Genomic DNA, 26,538 nt, shown 5'->3' with positions numbered 1-26,538 from the left:
AAAAAATAGATTTTGATTTGTGACAATAGCTAAAAAACTACTGTTTCCAACCACAATTGCAGGTTATTTCTGTTAAAATAGCAGTAAATACTAAAAGGGGATAACAACGCATGGCATTTTTACAAGTTAATTATTATTCGCAGGTTTTGGGAATGGATCGACACATGAATGTGATTTTACCTGAATTATCTGATCACAATCCGAGTTGGACACCCGAAATGTTGCAAGATATACCAGTATTGTATTTGTTACATGGCATGTCTGGCGATCAAGATATTTGGCAGCGTCGTACGTCAATTGAACGATTAGTTCGTCAAACAATTGTGGCTGTTGTGATGCCTTCCACTGATTTGGCATGGTATACGAACACAACATATGGCTTGAATTATTTTGATGCGTTGGCAGAGGAGTTGCCCAAAAAAGTAGCCTCATTATTCCCACAACTATCAACAAAACGCGAAAAAAACTTCGTTGCTGGCTTATCAATGGGTGGTTATGGTGCCTTCAAACTTGGATTAGGAACCAATCACTTCAGTTATGCAGCTTCATTGTCAGGCGCGTTAGTAGGAGAACCACAATTTGGCGCTATACCTGATGAGACGACGCAAGATTATTGGACAGGTATTTTTGGTGATTTGGATAAATTTGTCGGTTCGGACAATGACTTGCTTGCGTTAGCTAAAAAAAATACCCAAAAACCACAGTTGTATGCTTGGATTGGTGAACAAGATTATCTAAAACCAACTAATGATGATTTCATTCCAAAGTTGCGCGATTTAGACTATGATATCACTTTTGAAACGGCACCCGGTAAGCACGAATGGTATTATTGGGATAAAAAAATTGAGCGTGTCTTAGAGTGGCTACCAATTAATTATGTACCTGAAGAAAGGCTAAGTTAATGACGCTCAATATTTTAATGGGGCGTGCTGAGCATGACATGCGTGGTGACATGTTGGTTGATATTCAAAAACATCTCCAAAAAAATGCTAGTTTAACCATATATTATATTGTCCCTAATCACGTTAAATTTGACAGTGAAGTTGATGTGCTTCAACGTTTTTCTGTAATCAATGGTCATAGTCAGGCGCAACGTTATTCGCAGAGTCGGCTGCAGGTATATTCTTTAACACGGCTGGCTTGGGCCCTCATGAAAAATACACCGACAAAGCAGCCGGAAACAGTTTCGACAGCCGGATTATTTATGCTGGTGACTGATATTTTGCGAGAGAAAGCAAGCCAATTACCAGTTTTTGCACGTCTACAAGCCAAGAGTGGTTTTGTAACAGCTTTAGTAGCGCAACTGATTGAGCTACGTGTCAGTCGTATATCACCTCAAGATTTGCTTGATATTGTTGCCAAATCTGCGGATAATATTTTTTTACGACAAACTTTAAACGCTAAACTTCGTGATTTGGCGATTGTCGCTGAAGCATTCGAACAAAAACTAGGGCAACAACGAATAACTGCACAAGAATCTTTGTTGCATTTTGTCGGGGAATTGAATGACTTAGAACTGTCAAATACGATGTTTTATTTTGATGGTTTCAATGGTTTTACAAGTGCGGAACAAGCTGTTGTGAATGCTTTGATTGCTCGTTATCCGGTGACAATAGCACTTCTGGGTGACATATCAAAATTAGGGACACAGCAAGCTGGAGATGTTTTTTTTAAGCCGATGACAACTGCCCAACAGTTGATTGCATGGGCATCAAGCAACCAACAATCAGTGAATACTCGTAGTGCAAGCACTTTACGAAAACTATCTTCCGCTAATTATCAAGTCTTATCAGCATGGGAAAAGTTAGGGGAATATCGTTCATTTCAAGTGACCGATGATAAAACTGCATTCAAGGCTTTTGTAGCTGAAACGCCGATTGTGGAAATTCAGGAGGTAGCCAGACGCATCAGGCGCGCTTTACAACAGGATCCGTCGTTACATTTAAGGGATATTTTGATTTTAGCCCGCGATTTGGGACCCTATCAATCACATATTCCAGCCGTGATGGCTGCATTTGAGCTGCCCTTTTTTCTGGATACTGATGTCACAATGATGAATCATCCATTGGTAGAGCTGATTCTAACACTTTTGTCACCACAAAAATTTAATTATCAAAATGTATTAGCAATTTTAAAGACAGGTTTGTTGTGCCCAACTATCGATGGCAAGTCTGTTGCTAGTGATGAATTTTTTGATATTGTAGGTTATTTGGACAATTATTTATATGCTTATCGACCCTATGAGTCCACTTGGCGTCGGTTTGATCGGCCTTTTCAACTATTCCAAGTGACTCGTGATAATGATGAAACAGAAATTTCACAAGATCAAAAAATTAATCAACGGCTCGAGTTTTTGCGTCGCTTTGTGGTTAAATCGTTTGATCAGTTAGATGATGGCCTTAAAAAAGCAACGACATTCCGTCAAGCAGCTACTGCGTTGATTGAATGGCTACAAAAAAATCATGTTGTTGATGTTTTGATTAATCAACGCGATAATTTAATGGCGCAAGGGGATTTAGTACACGCCCAACAACACGACGAAGTCTGGCAGATGTTTAGCCAGACATTAGATGATATGGTTAGTTTTAAAGGCGATGATGATTTCGTTTTGACGGACATGGTTGATATTTTGGTTGCTGGCTTTTCCGGTGCTAAATTTTCAGGCATTCCAAACAGTCTAGACCAATTAACAATATCTGAAGCTGGAATTGTGCAAAGTACGAGCTATCGGGAATTATTTTTTATTGGCGGTACGCGCCAAAACTTGCCGGCACAAACTAAAACAACAGCTTTAATTAATGATGCCGAACGAACAATGGTTATGCCAGACTTACAGTCAGGCGACCAGCCACGTTACCTACAAAATACAGCGCAGCAGCAGATGGCCGAAGAAAACTTGTTATTTTATGGTAGCCTGATGTCAGCGACTGACCATATCACGTTATCTTACCCAATCTTGGATAGCAGTGGACAAATAGCAGAAATGTCGCCATTTTTCAAACGTTTGGTTGATACCTTTAGCATTGAAGTGATAACCGTCAGTGGACAGCCAGTTTCTAGTTCAGTCTTAATTAAACACTATATTGGAACGCCGCAAACAACGTTATCTGAATTAGTGAAAATTTTACCAGTTGCTAGGCAAACTTCTGCGTTTAAATCATTGAAATCCTTGCTTGAAACCACGGTAAAATCACGACTCACTCGTGTTTTTTCTGCACCAAATTATCAAAATAAGCCAGTCCAATTGTGCCCAGAATTTGTGGCAGCACTATTTGGCGAACAGTTAAATGTCTCAATTTCTCAATTAGAAAGTTACTATCATAATCCGTATGCTTACTTTTTGCAGTATGGGCTGCATTTAAAAGAACGCACAACAAACACACTAGACGTGGCGCAAACAGGCACACTCTATCATGCTATTTTTGAAAAGGTGTTAGCGCACCTCATTCAAAATAATTTAAGTTTGCGTGATTTGACCAGTGATGATATCAAACATTTGGTGTCCGAACAAATGGGGCAGTTAATGACGTCGCCAGTTTTCGAAATACTCACCGAAAATGGTAAAATGCGTGCTACCAGTGAGTATTTGACACGTGTTAGTGACATTCTATTATTGAATTTGCAAGCAGCGGCACGTGAAAACACGAGTCGGCCATTAGCGGTTGAACAATTATTTGGTTTTCCAAAAGCTTCTTTGCCAGCATTACAGTTGCCAAAAATACATGTCCGTGGTAAGTTGGATCGTTTAGATTTGCAAGACAGTGCGGGTGAATTTGGGACAATTATTGACTATAAATCAAATGGCAAACTATTTAGCTGGGCACAAGCTTATGATGGTTTGCAAATGCAATTGTTGACTTATTGGGATGCTGCGCAGCAAAGTGCTAATCAACTCGGTTTTGATAAAGTGGGTGGTGCTTTCTTTGCAAAAATTGTACCTGATAAGACATCATTAACGAGTAGCACGGACATTGATGCGCTGTTAGAAGGTAGAATTTTACCAGAAAACTTCAAATACCGCGGTTTATTCATTTCAGATTCAGCTTATGTTGATGCGCTTGCTGACATTGAACCATCAGAAAAGTCGCCACATTATCCACTGGCGCGTCTCAAAAATGGTGATTTAGGAAAATCAGGTGTTGACGCTGTATCACCTGAAGAATTTGAAGCACTCTTAAAACGGAATCGACAAAACATTGTGACAGCAGGACAACAAATATTAGCTGGTCACTTTCCACTTTCGCCAGTTGAGGGTGGTTTAACCTACTCACCATATCTTGATATTATGCGTTTTGATCGCGCGCTTGGTGACCGTTATCGTGAGCAAACCACGGGTGATAAGAATCGTATTTTAGAATTATTGAAAGATGAGGATGAATAATGGCGACCACATTTACAGCTAATCAACAACGCGCTATTGATGAAACAGACCATAATATTCTGGTGGCTGCCTCAGCCGGTTCTGGTAAAACAACAGTTTTAATTGAACGCATTATTCAAAAAATTTTGGCCGGGACGAGCGTTGACAATTTTTTAATTGTGACATTTACTAACGCCGCTGCTCATGAAATGCGACAAAGACTAGAGGTAGCCATTGAGAAGCGTTTAAAGACGGCAACTGGGAAACAAAAACGATTTTTACAAGAGCAGTTGTTGTTGTTGCCCGCAGCTAATATTTCCACTATTGATGCGTATGCTTTACGACTTATTGAAATGTACTATCACGTGATAGGCTTAGATCCACAATTCCGTCTTTTATCTGACACAGCCGAGCGTGAGCTGATGCGTCAAGATGTTTTAATAGAAGTGTTTGCTGAATTTTATGCGGAAGAAAATGACAACCACCAAGATTTTTTAGCCTTGGTCAACAATTTTGGTAATCCAAATCATGATGATGCGTTGCAAAATATTGTCCTAAAATTAGCGGATTTTGCGGAAGCACGAGCTGATGGCACGCAATGGTTAGAAAATTTACGCAATCCGTACCGTATTACTGGTGAACCGTTGGCGAAAACTGATTTATTTATCAAACACATCAAACCATTTTTGAAGGCGGATATCGCTGATTTAACGCAAAAAGTGCAGCAGATTCAGCTCGGTGCTGATGGTGTTGACGAATTACAAAAAACACAAGATGCTTTTGAAGAAATAGCGACATACCTGTCGTCAGTTGCTCAGCAGATTGAAAAGGGGTCTTGGGACGCATTGCAATCTGCTATTTTAGCGGTGCCAGCTGCTAAAATGAACACGCAAACCAAAGCAATTAAAGAAGATCCTGATCTGTCTGCATTGGTGGCCGCCGCGCGGCAAGTACGGACACAAGTCATTGGGTCAAAATCACAATTAAAGCCATGGTTGGAAGACTACTTCATATTAAACGAGTCGGCGTGGTTACGTGTTCAAGGGCTGGCCTTTCAATTAATTGACACGTTAGTTATTGTGACGCAATCTTTCCGGAAGTCCTTTGAGCAAGAAAAACGAGACGCGAAGTTACTCGATTTTCCAGATTTGGGGACGTTAGCCTTACAAATTTTATCTGATGACGTTACTAAACAAACGATACAAGGCCAATTTCAAGAAATTTTAGTTGATGAGTATCAAGATATTAACCAGCTCCAAGAAACTTTACTAACCAGTGTTTCCAACGGACACAACATGTACATGGTTGGCGATGTGAAGCAAAGCATTTATGGTTTTCGTCAAGCAGAACCATCATTATTTACTGCCAAGTACAAAAAGTTTGCACAATCGGGAAATAATGACAGTCGGATAGATTTGGCTGATAATTTCCGTTCACAAAACAATGTCACGCGTGTGACGAATTTAATTTTTACCCAACTTATGGATGAAACGTTGGGCGATATTGCTTACGTCGGGGATGCCAAATTAGTTCCCAAAGCTTCATATCCGGAGGAAGTCGCACCTGTCTTTCATCTTGATATCATAACCCAAGATAATGATGACGAAACGAGCGAAGAAGATACATTTGAAAAACGTCAAGCACAATATGCCTTACTGGCCAACAAAATATTAGCTTTACGCGGTACAACTATTTATGATCGCAAAGCTGAGCCAGCGGGAATGCGACCGGTTGCCTATGGTGATATTGCAATTTTAACGCGTTCTAAAACTGGCTATATTGATTTGGTCGCGACGTTGCGACAAGCAGGTATTCCAGTCCAAGTGGATGGTGTTGGTAATTATTTTCAGGCTATGGAAATATACTTGATGTTGGATGTACTACGTGTCATTGATAATCCACATCAAGATATTCCGTTAGTAGCAATATTGCGTTCGCCAATGTTTGAATTTAATGAGAATGATTTGGCAGCCATTCGGACGGCGGATCAGCAACATGATTTTTGGACAGCATTCAATCGCTATGCCAAATCAAACGAACAAGCTGAAAAAGTGATTGCATTGATTAACAAATGGCACGATATTGCGATTCAAAATGACCTCGTGACACTTATTTGGACCATTTATGACGAGACAGCTTGGTTGGATTATGTTGGGGGGATGGCGGGTGGTTCCCAGCGCCAAGCTAATCTACACGCTTTGTACACGTATGCGCAAAGCTACCAAAATAACACACATGCTGGGTTATTTCGATTTATTCGTTACATTGAACAATTGCAAAGTTCTGATGGCGACTTGGGTGAGGCACCACAAGAAGCTGACGCACAAGCGGTTCGTTTGATGACGATTCACGCGTCAAAAGGATTAGAATTTCCGATTGTCATGTTACCGGAAGCGGATAAAGCTTTTAACACCAAAGACTTGAATGGGGGACTATTAATTCAAAAAAATGCGGGTGTTGGTCTGGAATATTTGCAACCCGATGCATTGGTTACGATGCCGACCTTGCAGAAATTAGTTGTCAAACAAGCCTTAAAACGGCAAAGCTGGTCCGAAGAAATGCGTTTACTGTATGTCGCATTAACTCGCGCTGAGCAACAACTTTATATTGTTGGGACGATCAAAATTAAAGGTGAAGAGGGCAACGAAGCAATTAAAGCATTATGGCAATCAGCGAAGCAAACTAGCGGTCAATTTTTGTCAGAAAACTTACGATTACAAGCAAATTCATATTTGCAATGGTTGCTGATTAGTTTTGCACGAACTGAGAATCAAGTATTGGACGCGTGGTTAGGCGACGATAGTCTACCGCGTTTGATGGGAAATGAAACACCAACCAACGCAACAGCATCGGTTGCCATCATACCGCAAACAGATATTGTTGCGCCGAATATATCGTCAGAAAGCTTGTCTAATGAAACAGAACAACAAGATGATTACACAGCTGAAGACTATACTCAAGCTAAAGCATTGCTATCGTACCGATATCCCAATATGACAGCAACAAAAACGGCAGCTTATCAATCTGTTAGTGAAATTAAGCGTTTATTTGAAGATCCTGATCGCTTGAATATGAGCACACTGATACTTGATGAACAGGGCAATACACAAGCTGCTAATGCCTACGTGTCAGAGACCTTGCCGTTACCTAATTTTTTGAGTGATGGTCTGCAAAAGCCTTCAAGCGCCGCTATTGGCACAGCCACACACTTGTTGTTGCAACTGATTGATATAACGCAACCCATTGATGCTAAAAGTATTGACGATTTATTGACAAAATTAGTGGCTAGTGAACAAATTTTGCCTAGCGTGGCATCGCTGATACAAGTTGATGATATCTTACGTTTTGTACACACGCCATTTGCTCAAGAAATTGCAGCACATCAGCGTACGTTGCAACGAGAAGCCACATTTGCCATGATTGTACCGGCTAATCAAATTTATCAAGAAGTCAGTGACGACGCGCCTGTACTCATACATGGTATCATCGATGGTTATTTTGTTGACGAAGCGACTAAAAGCGTGACGTTATTTGATTACAAAACAGATTTTGTGCAACAAACGCGCCTTGCAGAAGGATTAGCACAACTAAAGCTACGCTATAAAGGGCAGCTTAATTTATATCAAGAAGCACTAGGACAAGAATATCCAGAATATAAAATAAACCCACCTAAACTGATTGCTTTGAGCGTGGGTGAGGTGATGGATATTGGGTGACTGTAAAAGTTCACAATTTAAGTTAATGAATTGTGATATTCTGAAGTGAGAAGGGATTAAAAATATGAAATATAGTGTTGGATTAGATATTGGAACGGGCTCTGTTGGTTAGGCTGTCATTGGTGAAGACTATCGACTGAAGCGCACAAAAGGCAAGAATTTGATTGGGGTACGCCTGTTTGAAGGAGCTGATACTGCTGCTGAACGACGTGGTTATCGTACTACACGCCGTCGTTTATCACGTCGTCGGTGGCGTTTGCGATTGCTGAATGATATTTTTGCATCGGAGTTATCTAAAATTGATGAAAACTTTTTGCCACGCTTAAAATATAGTTGGGTTAATAAAAATGATACTGATAATGTACACTTTGGTGTAGGGGTTTTTGATAATTCTGAACAAGAAAAGGCTTTTTATCAAGATTATCCAACAATTTATCATTTGCGCCAAAAGCTGATGACAGACAATCGACAACATGACTTGCGTGAAGTTTACTTAGCGATTCACCATATTGTTAAATATCGTGGCCATTTTTTGAATTCAGGTGAAATTAGTGCAAATAGTAGTTTTGATGCGCAAAAATTTCTGGCATTATTGTGTGAATTCGATAATACTTTTTATCCCGATGCTGTTAAGTTTTTAAACTTAGATCAATTGGATTTACCAGATAAAATTTCTTCTGAAATCAGTGATTCGAAAATAAGTAAAAGTGAACGAGTTGACAGGGTTTTGCAACATGTACAATTAGCGAACTCTGGTGCGAAGAAGATACTGAAAGCCATATTAAATGCTGTTGTTGGTAACTCAGTTGACAGTGTTGCTATGTTTTCGCTTAGTGATTTGGATAAGGAAGAAAAGAAAAAAATCAATCACCCTGTAACTGATAGTAAACCCTTTAAGTATTCTGATAAAGAGGTTGAGGCTAAGTTGGATGAGCTCTCTAATTTATTACAAGATGAGCAGAAAATTGAATTCTTGTCGTTGTTGAAATTATCTTTTGATGGATTAACTTTAAAAATGTTACTTGGTAACGCTAAATCTGTGTCTGAAGCGATGGTTGAACGTTATAAAGTGCACAAGGACGATTTAAAATTCATTAAGGAAAATATTTTAAATTCATTTAGTAAGGATAAGAAGAAAGAATTTGATAAATACTATGAGGCTCATTTAGCGGAAAAAGACGTTGATAATGTTGATAAGTATTTTAAGAAAATAATTGACGACTCGATAATTTCAAAGGATAAGAAAATTGAGTTATTGCAGAAAATTGATGATCATGATTTTTTGCCGTCACAACGAAGCAAAATTAATGGGGCTATTCCGCATCAACTACACCGTAATGAATTAGATAAAATTATTTCGCAACAAAGCAAATATTATCCATTTTTAGCCGATTCGTATACACAAAATGGTAAAACTGAAACAAAGCTCGCCGGATTGGTTAATTTTAGAGTGCCATATTATGTTGGTCCACTCGTTTCTAAAGAAAATGCTGATCGTAATAATCCTGACGGTGGGCAAAATCACTGGGTAGAATTTAAAGAAAATACTAGTTTATCTAATCTAACACCATGGAATTTTAATGAAATTGTTGATAAAGATAAGTCAGCAGCGAAGTTTATCGAGCGATTGACAGGAATGGATACTTACTTAATTGGTGAACCGACTTTGCCGCAAAACTCGTTGCTATATCAAAAGTATAATGTTTTGCAGGAACTTAATAACATCCGTGTAGATAATCACAAATTAGATGTGAAAATTAAGCAAGATGTTTTTGAACATTTATTTAAAACCCAAAATAGTGTTTCTGCTAAGGATGTTAAGAATTATTTAATTGCCAATGGTTACGCTGCGCCAAGTATACAAATCACAGGCTTATCAGATACGAATGAAAAAACTTTTAATAGTAAATTGTCTAGCTACAATTATTTGGTTGATAAGCTGGGTAGAACTTTTGTTGAGTCAGTCAAATCAGATGTCTTGGAAAAAATCATTGAATTGCAAACTGTTTTTGAAGATAAGACTGTACTGTTAAGACAATTATCAATGATTTCAGAATTAACATTGGCGCAAGCAAATCAATTAGCTGAAAAACACTGGACCGGCTGGGGACGGCTATCTCGCAAGTTGTTATCTTCAAAAGTAGTTGATGTTAATAAAATCACAAATTCGACATTTTATCCTGCAACAAGTAGACAAACTATCATCGACACACTGTATCATACACAACTTAACTTAATGGAAATCATTAATAATGCAGAGGACTTATATGGTGTTCGTCAGTGGATTAGTGAACAAAATAAAAGTGATAGTTCAGATACTAATGATGTCTATGATCAAATTCAAGAACTAGCTGGAGATAAAAAGATTAAGCGTGGTATTACGCAAAGTTTTCGAATACTTGATGATATTGTTAAGGCGATGGGTGGGGAACCTGAACGGGTTTATTTAGAATTTGCCAGAGAAAATCAACAATCTGGTGTATCTTTTTCTAGGAAAAATTTACTGTCAAAATTATACGAAAATGATTCTCTAAAACAAACATTCAAAGAACTTAAATCTCAACTTGAGAGTGAAACCAAAGAAAATCTACAAAATGATCGCCTATATTTGTATTATTTGCAACAGGGACGAGACATGTATTCCAATGATGAGTTAAATATTGATCAGTTATCTAGCTATGATATTGATCACATTATTCCTCAAGCTTACACCAAAGACAATTCGTTTGATAATCGTGTTTTAGTTTCATCAAAAGCAAATCGCCTAAAACGAATGCTTCTGTGGTACCCAGTGAAGTTGTCGAAAAAATGAAACCACTATGGTTACGAATGAAAGATCAAGGCTTTATTAGTAAGCGCAAATTTGAAAATTTGACACGTCGAGGTGATTTTTCAGAACAACAAAAAGAACGTTTTATTGCTCGAGCACTGGTTGAAACGAGACAAATCATTGTTAACGTATCTTCATTGATTGATTCTCACTTTAATCATACAAAGGCAGTTGTAGTCAAATCAAATATGACGACAGATATGCGCCATTATACGAAAGTGCCAAAAAATCGTGATATTAATGATTATCACCATGCCCATGATGTATTGTTCGTGGCAACAGTTGGTCAGTATATTGAAAATAAAGGCTTTATGAAAGCCGGAAAGTTATCAGATAGCGTCGGGAATGAGTATAATCGTTATACGAAAAAATGGATTGAAACAGCTCGTAAAAACACCAACTATGGTCGTGTTAATCCGTTTGGGTTTGTGGTCGGTTCTATGCAAACGGCAACCCGAGGCAAACTTGACTATGAAACTGGTGAACTGAAAGTTGTTAAAAATAACTATTGGTCAAAAGATGATTTAGATTACTTACTAAAAGTGGTGAGTTATAAGAAAATTTTAGTGACAACAAAGCTTCAAGATAATAAAGGTGCAATGTATGATGCGAATTTAATTAGTGCTAAAGGATCTGGAAAAAAGAAAGCACAATTACAAATTTCAAAGAGCAAAAATATCGACTTATATGGTGGATTTAATAAACTGCAGAATGAATATTCAGTTTTGATTTTAAACCACGATGAATACGGGTGGCTTTCTATACCAATGTATGCTCGCAATAGCAGTGAACAATATCTTCACGATAAATATCCTGATGCAAAAGTGATTTTGAACCATATTCTTGTGGGACAGCCAATATTATTAAGTAATAGTTCAGATCCACAAAAATCAAAGTTTGCTAGCTTGAGAATCGCAACAGGTGGAGATTATCATAATAATTTTGAATTTGTACCTAGTGTAGATGTCAAAAAAATATTGGATAATATTTATCTTAATCACTCAGTAACTGATGATGAATATAAGAAAGTTTTTGAGTCTTTGCTGGCAACATTACACGATAAGTTTGTGTTTGGCATTCATCAGGTTATGTACAACAAAATATTTGATAATAAGTATCTATTTGACAAAATGCCTGATGAAGCAAAGAGAAATGTTATAAATTCCTTACTAAAATTTATGAACATATCAAAAAATCAATTAGGTGCAGTAGGAAAAATTGGCGGTAAAGTTAACGGCGTGCTGTATGGATTCAAAACTGAAACAGAAAAAGGAACGAGTGCTGGTCAGTTAATAAGTAATGGTAAAATGCAGCCACATGACATATTCATTTTCCAGTCGCCAACGGGCATATTTGAAAGAAGAGTCACTGTAGCTGAGTTAGCTAATGTAATAAAGGATGAATAAAGATAAATCCCGTGTTGCAAAGGCAACACGGGATTTTATGTACGGCCATAGGGCCACTCGTAAAGAGTCAATAAGCTTGGCTGACGCCTTGCGTTACTTCAACTTTGTATGTCAGATCAATGGTTTCTATACCCTGAGAGATGACTAATCTCTCTACAACTATTAAAGCATATTTTAGGAGCGAAAACAAGATGGCATGGCGAAATATCGTTATTACACAACATTGTAAGATTAAGTATAAGCTGAATCAGTTAGTTGTTCAAACTGACTCAGATGTTTATCAAATACCACTTGAAGACATTCAAGCAATTGTGATTACAACAACGCGCGCAGTCATTACAACATATGCGATTGCTGAAATTATTAAGAGCGGTATTAAAATTGTGTTTTCAGATCTTAACGGGGCCCCGATTGGTGAAATTAATGCTTATCATCTTAACAGTAATCGTAATCAGAATATTCATAAACAAATTGAATGGGGAACAAATGATAAAGCATTATTATGGTCAAAAATTGTGAAATGTAAAATTCAAAATCAAGTCGCATTACTTAATGAATATCGAGTGACAGATATTGAAAGTATCAATGCACTTTTGGCAACAATTGAAGTAGGTGATACTAGCAATCGTGAAGCAGTTGCAGCCAGATTATATTTCCCAAGATTATTTGGGAATGATTTTGTTCGTTCAGGAGAAAATATTGGCATCAACGATATGCTTGATTACGGTTATTCTATATTGGCGGCCGCGGTAGCAAGAGAAATTTCTGCTGCTGGGTATCTTACTGAGTTAGCAATTCACCATGAGGGTCCACATAACCACTATAATTTAGCTTCTGACTTTATGGAACCCTTTCGGCCAATTATTGACCGTACTGTTAAACGCTATGCAATGGAGGCACAATTAACAAATGAAATAAAATTTGAGCTAATTGATGTACTAAATCAAAGTCTAAACATTAACGGAAAAGAAATGTTGTTAACTCAGGCCATTGGTGATATTGTACGTACATCTGTTGGTTATTTAAATCATGAATCTGCTTTTCCAGATTGGAATTTTGAAATATGAGGTATCGTATCATGCGATTGATGGTAATGTTTGATTTGCCAGTTGAGACAAGTGAAAATCGGCGAAATTATCGTCAATTTAGAAAATTATTGTTATCAGAAGGTTTTTTAATGATTCAAGAGTCAGTGTATGTACGTGTCACGACAAATAAACAATCTGCAGCTTTACTAGAAAAACGTTTAGCAAAATCAGCACCGTCCGATGGGTTAGTTCAAACACTCATTATCACTGAGAAACAGTATGCTAGCATGAAATTTCTGACCGGTGAATCAAAACAAGATGTACGTAACACGAACGATAGATTGGTGATTATATGAAAATGACACTTTATCCCAATGAACCTATTATAGTTAATGAAGGCGTTACTTTTGTCAATTTCCAGACCGCCAGATATTATTGGCAATGGATACAGGAGCTACAAGTGGGAGATCAATTGATATTTAGTGAAAATGGTCAATTAATTTCCCTTAATAAAGCAGTACAGTACATTGGTGGCATTGAAAATAAAATTGATTTGAGTAAAATTTATGCTAAATCTATTTTGAGTCTTATTGCATGTCATGCTGATGAAGATAATTTAATGCAGCTAGCACGATATGATATGGCGATTAAAACGATTTTCCAACAAATACTTTTTGATAATGATTTACCTTTACGTATTGAACGAGAATGGGATTTTAATGAGTTGATCAAATCACAAAAGGTGCTAATTGATACTATCAATAGTGGGTCGGCATATGATAAAATAGTAGACGTGGTACGTATTATGTCTGACTTTTCAGAGCAGCGCATTTTAGTCTTTAATAATATACATCTCTATTTAAAGCCACTGGAAATTTTGAGTTTACATGATTTTAGCATGACTCACGGCATGAAAGTATTATCCCTTGGAATGGCTGCGTCACCCATCAAAAAAAATGGCGAGGCATACCACGAAGTCTTCTTTGATGAAGATTTTGTTCAATTTGGAAGTGACTAGCCAATGCGAACAGGTGGTCTGCTTCAGATGTATGTCAGATCAATGGGGCTTTATACTCTTTGTATCGCCGGTTGAATACCCCTTTGGCTTCAGATGTATGTCAGATCAATGGGGCTTTATACCACGATTGGTGCCAATACTTCTGGATTTACGCTTCAGATGTATGTCAGATCAATGGGGCTTTATACATATTCGCCAAATAAACGGCAATAGTTGTTGCTTCAGATGTATGTCAGATCAATGGGGCTTTATACCCAATTTATTAACTATGATATGTCGGGTAGGCTTCAGATGTATGTCAGATCAATGGGGCTTTATACCAAACACAATTGTTATTGAAGTGAACTTATGCTTCAGATGTATGTCAGATCAATGGGGCTTTATACGTTGCGGCTCAACATCTAGTGAGTAGATGAGCTTCAGATGTATGTCAGATCAATGGGGCTTTATATATTATGGTAATAAAGACGCAGCAAGCCTACGCTTCAGATGTATGTCAGATCAATGGGGCTTTATACTCAAACTTTATATAACCGTTTTAAAAAGAGCTTCAGTGGGGCAGGCCAATAATATATTATCCGAATACTTAAAAACCCGCAATTATTTCAAATCGCAATCAAGTTTCAGTGGGAAGCATCACCCAAAATAATTTTTATTTTAATCCTAAAAAAGATTTAAATGAGATATCTATTACAAAAATTTAATGATATTATAAATGGTAACTAAACAGCAGTTTAGCAATTAATATTATCGCAGAATGGAGAAATATTATACCTGCATTTATATTTGCTATATTTTTAACAACTGTTATTGTCATTTTAATTCCCGATATACTTATTATTGAAGTTTTTGGCGGTTTTTTGTTGGTCTTGGGTATTGCTTATCTGCTATGGAAAGTCTTCGGTACTGATTTTAATGAAACAGAATCTGATACATGCAATTCACGAATACGTAAATTATTAAGCCAACTCACATCGCTTAAAGTTGAAAAAAATAAGTAAAACTATTTTGGCAAATAGGGTTAACTTTTAATGCAACAAAATTGTTGAATCATTACCATCATGATAAACTAAACATATGATTAAGTATGAAACAATTACATTTTTGGATGGTCATTTAACTCTTTTTGAGCATGATGGACATTTAGTTTTTATCAGTTTGGCAAACGATGGGGTAGCTGAGTTTCTGTCTGAATATCAGGGATATGAGTTAGAACAAGATACACTGCCGGTTGCGCAACTGTTCCACGAATATGAAAACGGTTTGCCAGTTGACTGGACGCGTGTGCCAATTGATTTTCTTTCGGGTACTGAATTTCAAAAATCAGTCTGGCGAATGCTTAATCAGTTCAAAGGCACATTGACTTATAGTCAATTAGCAGCAAAAGTCGGTCGTCCTAAGGCGATTCGTGCTGTTGCAAGCGCTGTTGGTAAAAATCCACTGCCAATTATTAATGCTTGTCATCGTATTTTGCCTAAAAGTGGTGGCGCTGGCAAATTTCAATATGGTACTTTAGTCAAAACCCAACTATTAACCCTAGAAGGCATTAAAATTGATTGACATGGAGTATAGGTTGTTACTTAAAAACCTGATACAATAGAGTCATGACTAATACAGATAATTTTTTTAAAGTTGGCACAATTGTTAATACGCATGGTATCCGTGGCGAAGTCAAAATTATGGCTATCACCGATTTTGCAGAAGAACGCTTCCAAAAAGGAGCGTCTCTTTTTATTGATACAAAACAAGGTCGCGTACCGGTAACAGTTAAATCCTCACGTTTACACAAAAATGCTTGGTTGGTACTCTTCGACGGTGTCAGCAATATTAACGAGATCGAAAAATACAAAGGTGATGACGTTTATGTAGAAGGTAATTCACGTCCAGAACTTGGCGATGATGAATATTATTATGATGAAATCATTGATAGTGAGGTTGTTGACTTATCAGGCAATCATATCGGTATCGTTAAAGAGATTATGACCACTGGCGCTAATGATGTTTGGATTGTTAAACGTGAAGGTCAATCTGATGCGCTCATTCCGCTGATTGATGATGTTGTAAAGGAAATAAACGCTGACGACAAATTGATTACCATTGATGTTTTAGAAGGGTTGTTAGATTAATGCGAATTGATGTTTTAAGCCTTTTTCCAGATATGTTTGCGCCAATGCGCCAATCCATTATCGGAAAAGCGATTGACAAACAAGCACTTGATTTTAATGTGACTGATTTCCGAGATTTTACGGACAACAAGCATAATAATGTTGATGATTATCCATTCGGTGGTGGTGCGGGCATGTTATTGATGCCACAACCAATTTTTGATGCGATGGCCGACGTTGAAAAAAAAGCCGGTGATAAGGGACATGTGATTCTACTGGATCCTGCTGGACGACAGTTTAATCACGCTGTTGCACAAGAACTGGCGCAATATGATCATTTGACATTTATTGCGGGTCATTATGAAGGCTATGATGATCGTATTCGTGAGTTAGTGGATGATGAAATTTCACTTGGAGATTATGTTTTGACTGGTGGTGAACTGGGTGCGATGGTTATTATTGATGCCACAGTGCGCTTCTTACCAGAAATTCTTGGTAACGCTTCAAGTGCTGATGATGATTCCTTTCAAAATGGACTACTTGAATTTCCGCAATACACTAGACCGGCAGACTTTAGAGGACGACAAGTGCCGGAAGTTTTAACTAGCGGTAATCATGCTAAAATTGCAGAGTGGCGTCTGAAAGAATCGCTACGACGGACCTACTTGCGACGACCGGATTTGCTAGAAAATCGTCAATTATCCGCACAAGAACGTGATTTACTCGATGACATTAGAACTGAAGAAATGACGGAAGGCTAAGAAAAATCTTAGCCTTTTATTTTACTTATTAATGAGAAAATATGGTACGGTACTAATAAGTAAAGTGGAGGAAGTGTATCACAATCGCTACTGATTGGGTGATATGCGACAATAAATCATGAAAATTGCAATTGCGGGTTTTGGTGCATTGGGTGCGCGAGTTGGTGTAATGTTGCAACGCGCTGGTCATGATGTAACTGGTATAGATGGCTGGGCAGAACACATTGCAGCAATCAACACTAAGGGATTGACTGTGACAGAGGATGACGGGTCATCTAAAAAATATTTTATTCCAGTCATGACATCCAAAGAAGTTACTGGTGAATTTGATTTGGTGATTTTATTGACGAAAACGCCACAATTGGATCGTATGTTAACTGATATTCAACCGCTTATCACAAAACAAACGCAGTTATTAGTCTTGTCAAATGGACTAGGTAATGTTGAAGTAATGGCAAAGCATGTGTCATCACAACAAATTATTGCTGGGGTAACTTTGTGGACATCTGATTTGGTTCAACCTGGTGAAATTCATGTGACCGGTACAGGCTCCATCAAGTTGCAAGCGATTGATCACGCAGATATTACCGCTGTTGTCACTGCTTTGAATGAAGCAGGGCTTAATGCTGAGGTATCCGATAATGTTGTAGAAGCTATTTGGCATAAAGCGGGCATTAATTCTGTCCTTAACCCATTGACAGTCTTACTTGATGCTAATATTGCTGAATTTGGCACAGCAGGGAATGGTATGGATCTTGCATTGAACATTTTAGATGAGATTAAGCAAGTTGGTGACGTGGCTGGCGTTAATGTCGATGTGAATAGTATTTTAAGCGATTTGTCGAATTTGCTAAAACCAGAAAACGCGGGTAATCACTACCCATCAATGTACCAAGATATTCAAGCTGGTAAACGAACTGAAATCGACTTTTTGAATGGCTATTTTGCTAAATTGGGACGTGAAAATCATATCGCCACACCTTTTAATGCACTTGTAACACGATTAATTCATGCAAAAGAAGATATTGAACGTGTTAAATTGGCCAAACAACAAGAAACCTTTGAAATTTGATGACAATTAAAGTAAAATTAGAATAAAATCATTTTACTTTTAATTTGTAAGGAGAAAATAATGGCAATTGAAACAGCAGTATTTGCAGGCGGTTGCTTTTGGTGCATGGTGCAACCTTTTGATTCGTTACCGGGAATTGAAAAGGTCCGTTCTGGGTATACAGGTGGACACACGGTTAATCCAACTTATGAGGAAGTATCATCACACACCACTGGTCATACAGAAGCAGTTAAAATTTGGTTTGATCCCGAAAAAATAACTTATGCAGAATTAGTTGAGATCTATTGGGAACAAACAGATCCAACTGACGCAATGGGGCAATTTCAAGATCGTGGTGATAACTATCGACCTGTTATCTTTGTTGCTGACGAAAAACAGCGCCAAATTGCCGAACAATCTAAAGCGAAATTAGCCGCGTCTGGCCGATTTACCGATCCAATTGTCACAACGATTGAAGATGTTAAACCATTTTATGAAGCTGAAGAGTATCATCAAGAATTTTACAAGAAAGATCCGACTCGCGAAGCGCTTGAGATGGAGCAACGATTAGCTTTCAAACTAGCTAATTGGCAACAAGATTAACAGATTGTTAGGATACTGAAAAACAGTGAAAATGAGCGGAGACGCTTTTTTTTTGTTATAATTGATTTCGTTATGAACGTTAAAAGGAAAGCACGCCGTAGGTAAAAAAACATGCAACTTGAATTTCTTGGAACTGGGTCTGGCCAGCCATCTAAATTTAGAAATGTGACTAGTATTGCTTTACGGTTACTGGATGAACGAAATGCTGTCTGGCTTTTTGATGTTGGGGAAGCCACACAACACCAAATTTTAAAAACGACAATTCGACCACGCAAGGTTGAAAAAATTTTTATCTCTCACTTACACGGGGATCATATTTTTGGCCTTCCTGGTTTTTTGAGCTCTCGCTCTTTTCAAGGTGCTGATAAAAATGAACCATTAACGATCTATGGCCCTAAGGGCATTAAAGATTTTGTCCAGACTGCTTTGCGTGTTTCTGAAACACGCTTGTCTTATCCTATCAATTATGTGGCTTTGCAGGAGGGAATTATTTTTGATGATCCGACTTTTCAAGTGATTGCCGCACCTATGCGTCACCGCATTGAAACTTGGGGATTCCGCGTCGTTGAAAAAGATCATCCAGGAGAACTCTTGGTTGACAAGTTACGTGCTGAAAATATACCTTCTGGGCCCATATATGGGCGATTAAAAGCTGGTAAAACCGTGACATTAGCTGACGGACGCACGATAAGCGGACTGGATTACATCGGGGAAACACAAAAAGGACGTGTCGTGACATTGATTTTAGACACGCGGCCCAATGATAATATTGCTTTATTGGCCCATCATGCTGATGTATTAGTTCATGAAAGCACTTATGGTGCCAGTGATGAAGAATCAAAGATGGCGAGAGCACACGCTCATTCAACTAGTATTAACGCAGCTAATGTGGCGAAAAAAGCCCAAGTTGGCAAGCTAGTGCTAACACATTTATCAGCACGATATGTTGGTCCATTGGTCAAAAATCTCATTCAAGATGTGCGCAAAGTATTTCCAAACACGTATGTTGCACGAGATTTGGATGTGATCGAAATTCCATTTAAGAAAGAAATTCATGAGTCAAAGTAACTGGCATATGTTGCCAAAACCAAATGACAAAGTTGTTAAGCAACTGGTGTCACAATTGAATATTAGCCAACTTTCCGCGATGATTGTTGCGCAAAAAGGTTATGATTCGCCTGAGGCTGCTTTTCAGTATTTAAAGCCTAGTATGTCTACGCTCCATGATCCGATGGCGCTCCATGATATGGCGATCACAATTGAACGTTTGCAGGAAGCCGCGTTTGGCGGAGAAAAAATTGTTGTATATGGCGATTACGATATGGATGGCGTTACTAGTTCAGCCATCATGGTCGAGGCACTAGAGGTTTTAGGCGCTGATGTGACGGCCTATATTCCAAACCGCTTTTCTGATGGTTATGGCCCTAACCTAGCGGCGTACCAAAAACTAATTGCAGACGGTGCGCAGCTAATTGTGACAGTTGATAATGGTGTTAGTGGTCATGAAGCTGTTGAATATGCAATGGCGCAAGGGATTGATGTCATTATTACTGATCATCATGAATTACCCACAAAACTGCCAAACGCTTTTGCAATTGTACATCCAAGACATCCTGAAGGGAACTATCCATTTGGTGATTTGTCAGGAGCTGGTGTGGCATTCAAAGTGGCGCAGGCGTTACTCAGTGATGGTCAAACTGCCGCTGATATTTCTGAGCTACCCACAGAACTTTTAGATTTGGTGGCATTAGGCGAATTAGCAGATATGGTGTCACTAACCGACGAAAATCGTGTCCTTGTTGCGCTTGGTTTGCATCAAATCAATCAAGCGCCACGTCCAGGCTTGAGTGCCGTTTTAAAGAACGCTGGGCAAAAAGATAATGAACCAGTGATTTCAGAAACAGTCGGCTTTAAGATTGCACCACGCATAAATGCGGTGGGACGACTTGGAGATGCTGATTTATCATTAAAACTGTTGATGAGTCAAGATCCAGATGAAGCCACTACCTTAGCTTCTGAGGTTGAAGCATTGAATGCTCAGCGACAAGAAATTGTTGAGGAAGTTTTGGGGGCAGCGAAACAAGTTGCTTTGTCAGATAAATATCAGCAAGATAAAGTGATTATTGTAGCAGGGGATAATTGGCACCAAGGTATTTTGGGAATTGTTGCTAGTCGATTGGTTGATATGCTCCAAAAACCAGTGATTGTTTTGAGTTTAGTTGATGGTATTTATAAAGGATCGGGCCGAACATTTGGTGATTTTGACTTGTATCAATTGATGAATAACTATCGCCATTTATACGAAACGTTCGGTGGGCACAAAAGTGCTTTGGGTTTGGCAATAAAGCCAGATAACTTAAAAAAGTTAATTGAACAAATACGATCACAAAATAATCAAATTATTGTGAAACCTGAGCCAATTGATGTCAATTTGGTTTTGCCACCTGAAGCGATGACAACTGAAATTTATCATGATTTGCAAATGATGGAACCATTTGGAACAGATAATCCACAGCCTGTCTTTGCTTTGAAATCACCAAGTGTTGTTAGTGCTGTCACAATGGGCAATGCTAAACAACATATCAAGTTAAAATTACAAAATAATGTTGAGGTACTTGGTTTTAATCACCCTGACTGGTTGCCGGTAGTCGCACAGCCTAATGGTCATGCCATGGTTGGTACGTTAGGTTTGAATTATTTTCGAGGCAAAAAAACATTACAATTATTATTACTTGATGTTGATTTACCGGTTCAAAAAGATGATAATGAAGAGCATAAAAGGTTTTTTGCAAGTTTATATAAATTTATTTATCACAATCAAACCTTGAATTTTGCCGAAAATTTGGATAAAATTGCCAAACAATTCAATATTAGCAAAACGGACCTAAATATTATGGTGCAAGTGTTTATCGAGTTAGATTTTGTGTCGGTACATGACGGTTTTGTCAAAATTAACCCAAATGCCGCACAAAAATCGTTAACGACTTCCAAAACATATCAAAAATATTTAGCTGGTCGATAATTTAGAAAGTATGAGCTTTGGCTCAGAGAAAAAGAATGACAGTAGATTTACATGATTACGTTGCAACAGTAGAAAACTTTCCTGAACAAGGCGTTAATTTTCGTGACATTTCACCACTGATGGGGGATGGCGTTGCTTACAAACAAGCGGTTGACGCGATAGCAGATTTTGCCAAGCAATTGGATGTTGCTTTAATTGCAGGTCCTGAGTCGCGTGGCTTCATTGTCGGGTCACCATTAGCCTACACTTTGGGAATTGGTTTTGTTCCAGCGCGCAAAGGTGGCAAACTTCCGCGTAAAGCTGTCAGTGCCTCCTATACACTTGAGTATGGTGGCGTCAACGAACTTGAAATTCATGAGGATGCTATCAAACCAGGTCAGCGTGTTTTGATTGTTGATGACTTACTCGCTACTGGTGGCACAATTAATGCGACACGAGAAATCATTGAAAAATTAGGTGGTATTGTTGCCGGTGTTGCTTTCATTATTGAGCTAGAAGATTTACATGGTCGTGAGAAGATCATGGAAGCAGGGGAAGTACCATTTTTAGCGTTGATGGAATATTAAAAGTTTCAAAAATGGGATAGTGGCAGAGCTTGACACCTTCTCATTTATCCTTTAATCTTAATGCTATGGAAAAAAAACAAATTACGAATTGGTTTATTCGCTTTATAAAAGGTGTTTTTATTGCCTTAGGTTTTATTTTACCAGGCGTTTCAGGCGGCGTTCTTGCTGCTATATTAGGGCTTTACGAGCGAATGCTCAATTTTATGGCTCATATTCGTCAAAATTTCAAACGAGATTTTGCGTTTTTTTTGCCAGTCGGTTTGGGTGGAATTGCTGGCATTATTTTACTCAGTCGACCACTTGAGTTTTTACTGGTCTCTTATAAAGCAATGGTGCTTTGGGGATTTGCTGGTGCAATTGTTGGTACATTGCCTGCACTATTCAAGGAAAGTGCAAAAAAAGGGCGCAGTTATCGTGATTGGATCATGTTTGGTGTAACAGCAGTTGTTGGCGGGTTATTTTTGTATAACATGACTGCTATTTTTGGACAAATGCCAATTAATTTCTTCTCTTGGTTGTTGGCAGGGGCTCTCATTGCGCTCGGTGTGATAGTGCCAGGCTTAAGTCCGTCGAATTTTTTGTTATATCTTGGCCTTTTCGATCCAATGTTAGCTGGCTTCAAGCGCGCGGATATGGGTGTCTTCATACCAATTGCTGTGGGGGCAATCGTGACTTTAGTTTCTTTTTCTAAAGTCATGAGTTATCTGTTACAACATTTTTATTCACTTGTTTACCACTTTATTTTGGCGATTGTTGTGGTTTCAACAATCTTAATTGTCATCCCACCAGTTGCTGATTATAGTGGTTTCAACATGACCAGTGTCATAGTTAGTGCGATTTTGTTTGCTTTAGGTATCGTATTAGGCTACTGGATGAGCGGTTTAGAAAAAAAATACAAATAAAAAAAACGATTACGTGAGAATTCGTAATCGTTTTTATTTGACTAACCAAACAGCGTCTTTGATAGTATCAAAGGGTTGATGGTTTTGATTGAGAATTTCTGGTTCCGATAAAATTGCATTTTGCCAAAAGTCAGGAGAATTTGTGACACCATTTTGTTCACCAATGACAATAAAATCCCCTGTAAATCCTTTGCTACGCAATGCAGTCAGAACTTGCCAGTCAATGTTTTGAGTGTCAGGAGCCCAACTTAAAATTAAAACATCAAAGGTTCTCTGTTTGACGCTTTTAAGTGCATCTTCTTGTTCAACATAAGTCCATGGTTCTGGTGCCAAAATATCCTGACCGCGCCAATCAAAATTGTCTGTACTGGCAACTTGATCATTGAGTTGGCGAAGCCCAGCAGAAATGACAGCATTGCCAGCCATGATTTCTAATACTGAACGGCCACTGATAAAATGATGTAAGTCCATCAACCATTGTTGATTAGGAATATGCCAAAGCCCGAATGTTGTAATAATTTCTTGTCGAAACATGGCTAAATCATCATCCAGTGGCATTAAAGCAAAATTACTAAAAATGTCTCTTTCTGAAAATGATAATAGGGGTAAGTTGCTTTTAGGTAATTGATGTTGATTCAAGCAGATCATAGCTTCTTGAGCTGCTTGAATTTTAAAAAGAATATCAGAAGTTGTTTCAAACTTTTTGGCCCATTGATTGAGTAGTTCAAGATAGGCTATCATTCTTCAGTCACGTCGCGTCGATTTTTAAAGCTTGCGCCTTTTTTATCAATGTGGACGTTATAATGTTTACCATGATGTTCAAAGTCAAAATCATTGTTTTTGATATCACGTCTAAAGCGCCACATTGTGAGCATAGCGATAATACCACCAATAGCTGCGACAATGAGAGCAAATAATAGTGCAATACCAATGATACTCAAAACAACTGGCACAGCGACACCGATAACGACCAGTAGAATAGGGATGAGAATCAGTAATACAACAATGATTGTGACAATAGCACCAATGAATTGAAATAATTTTTTCATAGATAAACCCTCCAATCATTCAATTATACTACACTTTTATTAGAATTTAGAAAAAGTATTGACATGTAAATATTAGTAGTGTATATTAATATTCATAAAGTAATAGCGCATTCGTCGCTCAAATATAAGGAGTCGTATCATGACAAAGCACATGACCATCAAATTCAATAACGCCCTCCTCCTCAACCTCCAACTCATTTGAGTCTAGTAGGTTGTTATTTGAGCAACATCAGCTACTAGACTATCGTCATTGATAAGTTTGGTGGCTGGTTAGGTAGGAATGTCCTAACGAGCAATCGTTGGGACATTTTTATTTTTCTCAACGATTGTGGGCTCACATTGGAGAACACACATTTAAGGAGAAAGAATTATGGCACAAAATGCAATTACAGCAAAACAGGTAAAATCAGCAAGTAACAAAAAGTCAGCAGCGGTCGACAAAGAATCAATTCGCGATACAGTGTACAAAGTCAGCGCCGCTGTCTCTAATGCAATATTGGTGACGTTGGGTATGGGCCTATTGTTGCAAACAATTGCAGGATTTATTCACTGGGCACCAATGGTACAAATGGGTGCCATCACAAAAGTAATGTTGCCAGCTGCTTTTGGCGCAGCGATTGCTTCACAAATGAAGACCAATACAATGGTTATGTTTAGTGCTATGGCTGCATCAGCGGTTGGTGCTAACGCTGTATTTTTCACTGATAAAGCTGTGCAAGGTGTTACCGCAACTGGTTATGCCGGTGCACAAGCTGCTGGGTCAGCAATTATTACAACTGGACAACCGATTTCGGCTGTATTGGCTGGTTTGATTGCCGTGTTGTTTGGTAAATGGTTGAGTGGAAAAACACCATTGGATATGGTGATTGTCCCTGCTGCAACAACAATTGTTGGAACAGTTGCGGGTTACTATTTGGCCGCTGTAACAACACCAATTTTGGTTGCTATTGGTGCTTTCATTGCTTCAAGTGTTGCAGTTAACCCAATTATTGGAACAGCTGTTGTTGCGATGGTATTCGGTGCTTTGACAATGACACCAGCCTCAGCCGCCGCATTGGCAGTTGCTATTGGTGCCACGGGTGTAACGTCGCCGGAAGCAGCCGGTGCTATCTTGATTGGTACAACCGCAGTATTCGTTGGTTTCCCTGCAATGTCATTCCATGAAAACAAGATTGGGGCAACCATTGCACAAGGTATTGTAACACCAAAAATTCAATTCCCTAATTTGACAGAAAATCCAGCTTTGATTATCCCACCAATGATTGGCGCCGCAATTGCTGCGCCAATTGCAACAATGGTCTTCCATGTGACGGCACCATTCGCGATGGCAGGTATCGGATTTAACTCATTCATTGTGCCATTGGCATTGGCAGGATCTAACCCAGTTGCATTTGCTGCTTATATGGGTGTCGGCGTTGCTGTACCAGTCGTTGTTTCATTTATTGGCTATCGCATTATGCGTAAAATTGGTTGGGCTAAGCCACAACAGTTGCACTTGGAAATGATCTAATTTAACCAAGCTCTAAAATAATAAAAACCACCAAATTTCATTATTCAATGAAAAAATTGGTGGTTTTTTAGTGTATTCTGGTTGTTAATTTGTAGGTACGATTTTGGCCTGGTAGCCATTTGATAGCCGTTAGCGGGTTAGATTTTACACCCCAAATGTCCAATAGAGCAGCAATAGCGATATGAACTGGTGCTTGTGAGTCGAAAGTGACGGTTAACTGATTATAGATACCATCAGGACGACTTTCGGGTTTGACACTGAGTAATTTTTTGGTATTGTGGTAGATGAGGTAGCGATTGGCAATAAAATTACCTGAAATTAACCAACCAAGATGACGAACATAAACAATATCACCGAGATGCCCAAAAGTAAAACTGATGGAGCCAACAATATGGCCACGGTAGTTAAGGGTGAAGCGTGGTAAAATGCCATAAGATGTTTGACGAATACGTACTAGCACATTGCCTGACATGTCTTGAACGTGAAGTTCATCAGACTTTTTACCGGAGCGACCTGAAACAAGGTAAGATGCCTTAAAGTCGGAATCAAAAACGATATTGACACCATCATCAATACTATGTCGCTGTCTCAAATAATATTTTGTCATCTGC

Annotated in this window: 21 protein-coding genes and 1 CRISPR repeat array; of the genes, 18 read left to right on the top strand and 3 right to left on the bottom strand. The window is 38.4% G+C overall.

Annotation, left to right across the window (positions count from 1 at the left end; genetic code table 11):
• Positions 1 to 110 precede the first annotated feature (110 nt).
• From BMG01_RS03770 to BMG01_RS03690, 17 genes are all read left to right on the top strand, one after another.
• Positions 111 to 902: an alpha/beta hydrolase family protein gene (locus BMG01_RS03770; RefSeq protein WP_036068186.1), complete on the top strand. Its 792-nt coding sequence runs from the start codon at positions 111 to 113 to the stop codon at positions 900 to 902.
• Entirely contained in the window at positions 902 to 4,381 is a 3,480-nt protein-coding gene (locus BMG01_RS03765; RefSeq protein WP_036068187.1) for a PD-(D/E)XK nuclease family protein, read from the top strand. The genes BMG01_RS03770 and BMG01_RS03765 overlap by 1 nt, the downstream gene beginning before the upstream one ends.
• Entirely contained in the window at positions 4,381 to 8,076 is a 3,696-nt protein-coding gene (gene addA / locus BMG01_RS03760; protein WP_036068190.1) for a helicase-exonuclease AddAB subunit AddA, read from the top strand. The genes BMG01_RS03765 and addA overlap by 1 nt, the downstream gene beginning before the upstream one ends.
• Before the next feature lie 118 nt (positions 8,077 to 8,194).
• Positions 8,195 to 10,888 (top strand): type II CRISPR RNA-guided endonuclease Cas9, encoded by a 2,694-nt coding sequence (gene cas9, locus BMG01_RS03755; protein WP_080539851.1) that lies wholly within the window; start codon positions 8,195 to 8,197, stop codon positions 10,886 to 10,888.
• Complete coding sequence (cas9, locus tag BMG01_RS03750; protein WP_051586146.1) at positions 10,885 to 12,312, top strand: type II CRISPR RNA-guided endonuclease Cas9; 1,428 nt, start codon at positions 10,885 to 10,887, stop codon at positions 12,310 to 12,312. Before cas9 (BMG01_RS03755) ends, cas9 (BMG01_RS03750) begins: the two co-directional genes overlap by 4 nt.
• A gap of 191 nt (positions 12,313 to 12,503) precedes the next feature.
• Positions 12,504 to 13,379, top strand: coding sequence for a type II CRISPR-associated endonuclease Cas1 (gene cas1 / locus BMG01_RS03745; RefSeq protein WP_004914722.1), 876 nt, complete (start codon positions 12,504 to 12,506; stop codon positions 13,377 to 13,379).
• Between the two features lie 11 nt (positions 13,380 to 13,390).
• Entirely contained in the window at positions 13,391 to 13,696 is a 306-nt protein-coding gene (cas2, locus tag BMG01_RS03740) for a CRISPR-associated endonuclease Cas2 (RefSeq protein ID WP_004914720.1), read from the top strand.
• Positions 13,693 to 14,358 carry a type II-A CRISPR-associated protein Csn2 gene (gene csn2, locus BMG01_RS03735; protein WP_036067090.1) on the top strand — a complete coding sequence of 222 codons (666 nt, stop codon included), beginning with the start codon at positions 13,693 to 13,695 and terminating at the stop codon, positions 14,356 to 14,358. The genes cas2 and csn2 overlap by 4 nt, the downstream gene beginning before the upstream one ends.
• 20 nt (positions 14,359 to 14,378) lie before the next feature.
• Positions 14,379 to 14,876: a CRISPR direct-repeat array (repeat unit 36 nt; unit sequence GCTTCAGATGTATGTCAGATCAATGGGGCTTTATAC).
• Positions 14,877 to 15,435: 559 nt separating this feature from the next.
• Complete coding sequence (locus BMG01_RS03730; protein ID WP_004914714.1) at positions 15,436 to 15,918, top strand: methylated-DNA--[protein]-cysteine S-methyltransferase; 483 nt, start codon at positions 15,436 to 15,438, stop codon at positions 15,916 to 15,918.
• Between the two features lie 44 nt (positions 15,919 to 15,962).
• Positions 15,963 to 16,484: a ribosome maturation factor RimM gene (gene rimM, locus BMG01_RS03725; RefSeq protein WP_004914712.1), complete on the top strand. Its 522-nt coding sequence runs from the start codon at positions 15,963 to 15,965 to the stop codon at positions 16,482 to 16,484.
• Positions 16,484 to 17,224, top strand: coding sequence for a tRNA (guanosine(37)-N1)-methyltransferase TrmD (trmD, locus tag BMG01_RS03720; protein ID WP_036068191.1), 741 nt, complete (start codon positions 16,484 to 16,486; stop codon positions 17,222 to 17,224). The genes rimM and trmD overlap by 1 nt, the downstream gene beginning before the upstream one ends.
• A 118-nt stretch (positions 17,225 to 17,342) precedes the next feature.
• Positions 17,343 to 18,296 carry a ketopantoate reductase family protein gene (locus tag BMG01_RS03715; protein ID WP_036068194.1) on the top strand — a complete coding sequence of 318 codons (954 nt, stop codon included), beginning with the start codon at positions 17,343 to 17,345 and terminating at the stop codon, positions 18,294 to 18,296.
• 60 nt (positions 18,297 to 18,356) lie between these two features.
• Complete coding sequence (msrA, locus tag BMG01_RS03710) at positions 18,357 to 18,878, top strand: peptide-methionine (S)-S-oxide reductase MsrA (protein WP_036068196.1); 522 nt, start codon at positions 18,357 to 18,359, stop codon at positions 18,876 to 18,878.
• Between the two features lie 111 nt (positions 18,879 to 18,989).
• Complete coding sequence (gene rnz / locus BMG01_RS03705) at positions 18,990 to 19,946, top strand: ribonuclease Z (RefSeq protein ID WP_004914702.1); 957 nt, start codon at positions 18,990 to 18,992, stop codon at positions 19,944 to 19,946.
• The gene (gene recJ, locus BMG01_RS03700) at positions 19,933 to 21,900 is read left to right on the top strand and encodes a single-stranded-DNA-specific exonuclease RecJ (protein WP_036068200.1); all 1,968 of its coding nucleotides are present in this window, start codon (positions 19,933 to 19,935) and stop codon (positions 21,898 to 21,900) included. The genes rnz and recJ overlap by 14 nt, the downstream gene beginning before the upstream one ends.
• Positions 21,901 to 21,935: 35 nt before the next feature.
• Positions 21,936 to 22,466, top strand: a complete 531-nt coding sequence (locus BMG01_RS03695; RefSeq protein ID WP_004914696.1) for an adenine phosphoribosyltransferase — start codon at positions 21,936 to 21,938, stop codon at positions 22,464 to 22,466.
• A 65-nt stretch (positions 22,467 to 22,531) separates the two neighbouring features.
• Positions 22,532 to 23,368, top strand: coding sequence for a DUF368 domain-containing protein (locus BMG01_RS03690; protein ID WP_036068202.1), 837 nt, complete (start codon positions 22,532 to 22,534; stop codon positions 23,366 to 23,368).
• A 33-nt stretch (positions 23,369 to 23,401) separates the two neighbouring features.
• On the opposite strand, the gene BMG01_RS03685 is transcribed toward BMG01_RS03690, so the two are convergent.
• Together BMG01_RS03685 and BMG01_RS03680 are read right to left on the bottom strand one after the other, a co-directional pair.
• Positions 23,402 to 24,109, bottom strand: coding sequence for a hypothetical protein (locus BMG01_RS03685; RefSeq protein ID WP_004914693.1), 708 nt, complete (start codon positions 24,107 to 24,109; stop codon positions 23,402 to 23,404).
• Positions 24,106 to 24,417, bottom strand: a complete 312-nt coding sequence (locus BMG01_RS03680) for a hypothetical protein (RefSeq protein WP_004914691.1) — start codon at positions 24,415 to 24,417, stop codon at positions 24,106 to 24,108. The genes BMG01_RS03685 and BMG01_RS03680 overlap by 4 nt, the downstream gene beginning before the upstream one ends.
• A 370-nt stretch (positions 24,418 to 24,787) precedes the next feature.
• On the opposite strand from BMG01_RS03680, the gene BMG01_RS03675 reads away from it, so the two are divergent.
• The gene (locus tag BMG01_RS03675) at positions 24,788 to 25,927 is read left to right on the top strand and encodes a PTS transporter subunit IIC (RefSeq protein ID WP_004914689.1); all 1,140 of its coding nucleotides are present in this window, start codon (positions 24,788 to 24,790) and stop codon (positions 25,925 to 25,927) included.
• A gap of 67 nt (positions 25,928 to 25,994) precedes the next feature.
• Here BMG01_RS03675 and BMG01_RS03670 read toward each other — a convergent pair whose 3' ends face one another.
• Complete coding sequence (locus BMG01_RS03670) at positions 25,995 to 26,534, bottom strand: LURP-one-related/scramblase family protein (RefSeq protein WP_004914687.1); 540 nt, start codon at positions 26,532 to 26,534, stop codon at positions 25,995 to 25,997.
• Between the last annotated feature and the right edge of the window lie 4 nt (positions 26,535 to 26,538).

It is taken from the genome of Leuconostoc sp. BM2 (assembly GCF_002095565.1).
Lineage (GTDB): Bacteria > Bacillota > Bacilli > Lactobacillales > Lactobacillaceae > Leuconostoc > Leuconostoc falkenbergense.
Note: the sequence above shows the minus strand (reverse complement) of the source record. Positions and strands in the feature narration are given on the sequence as shown.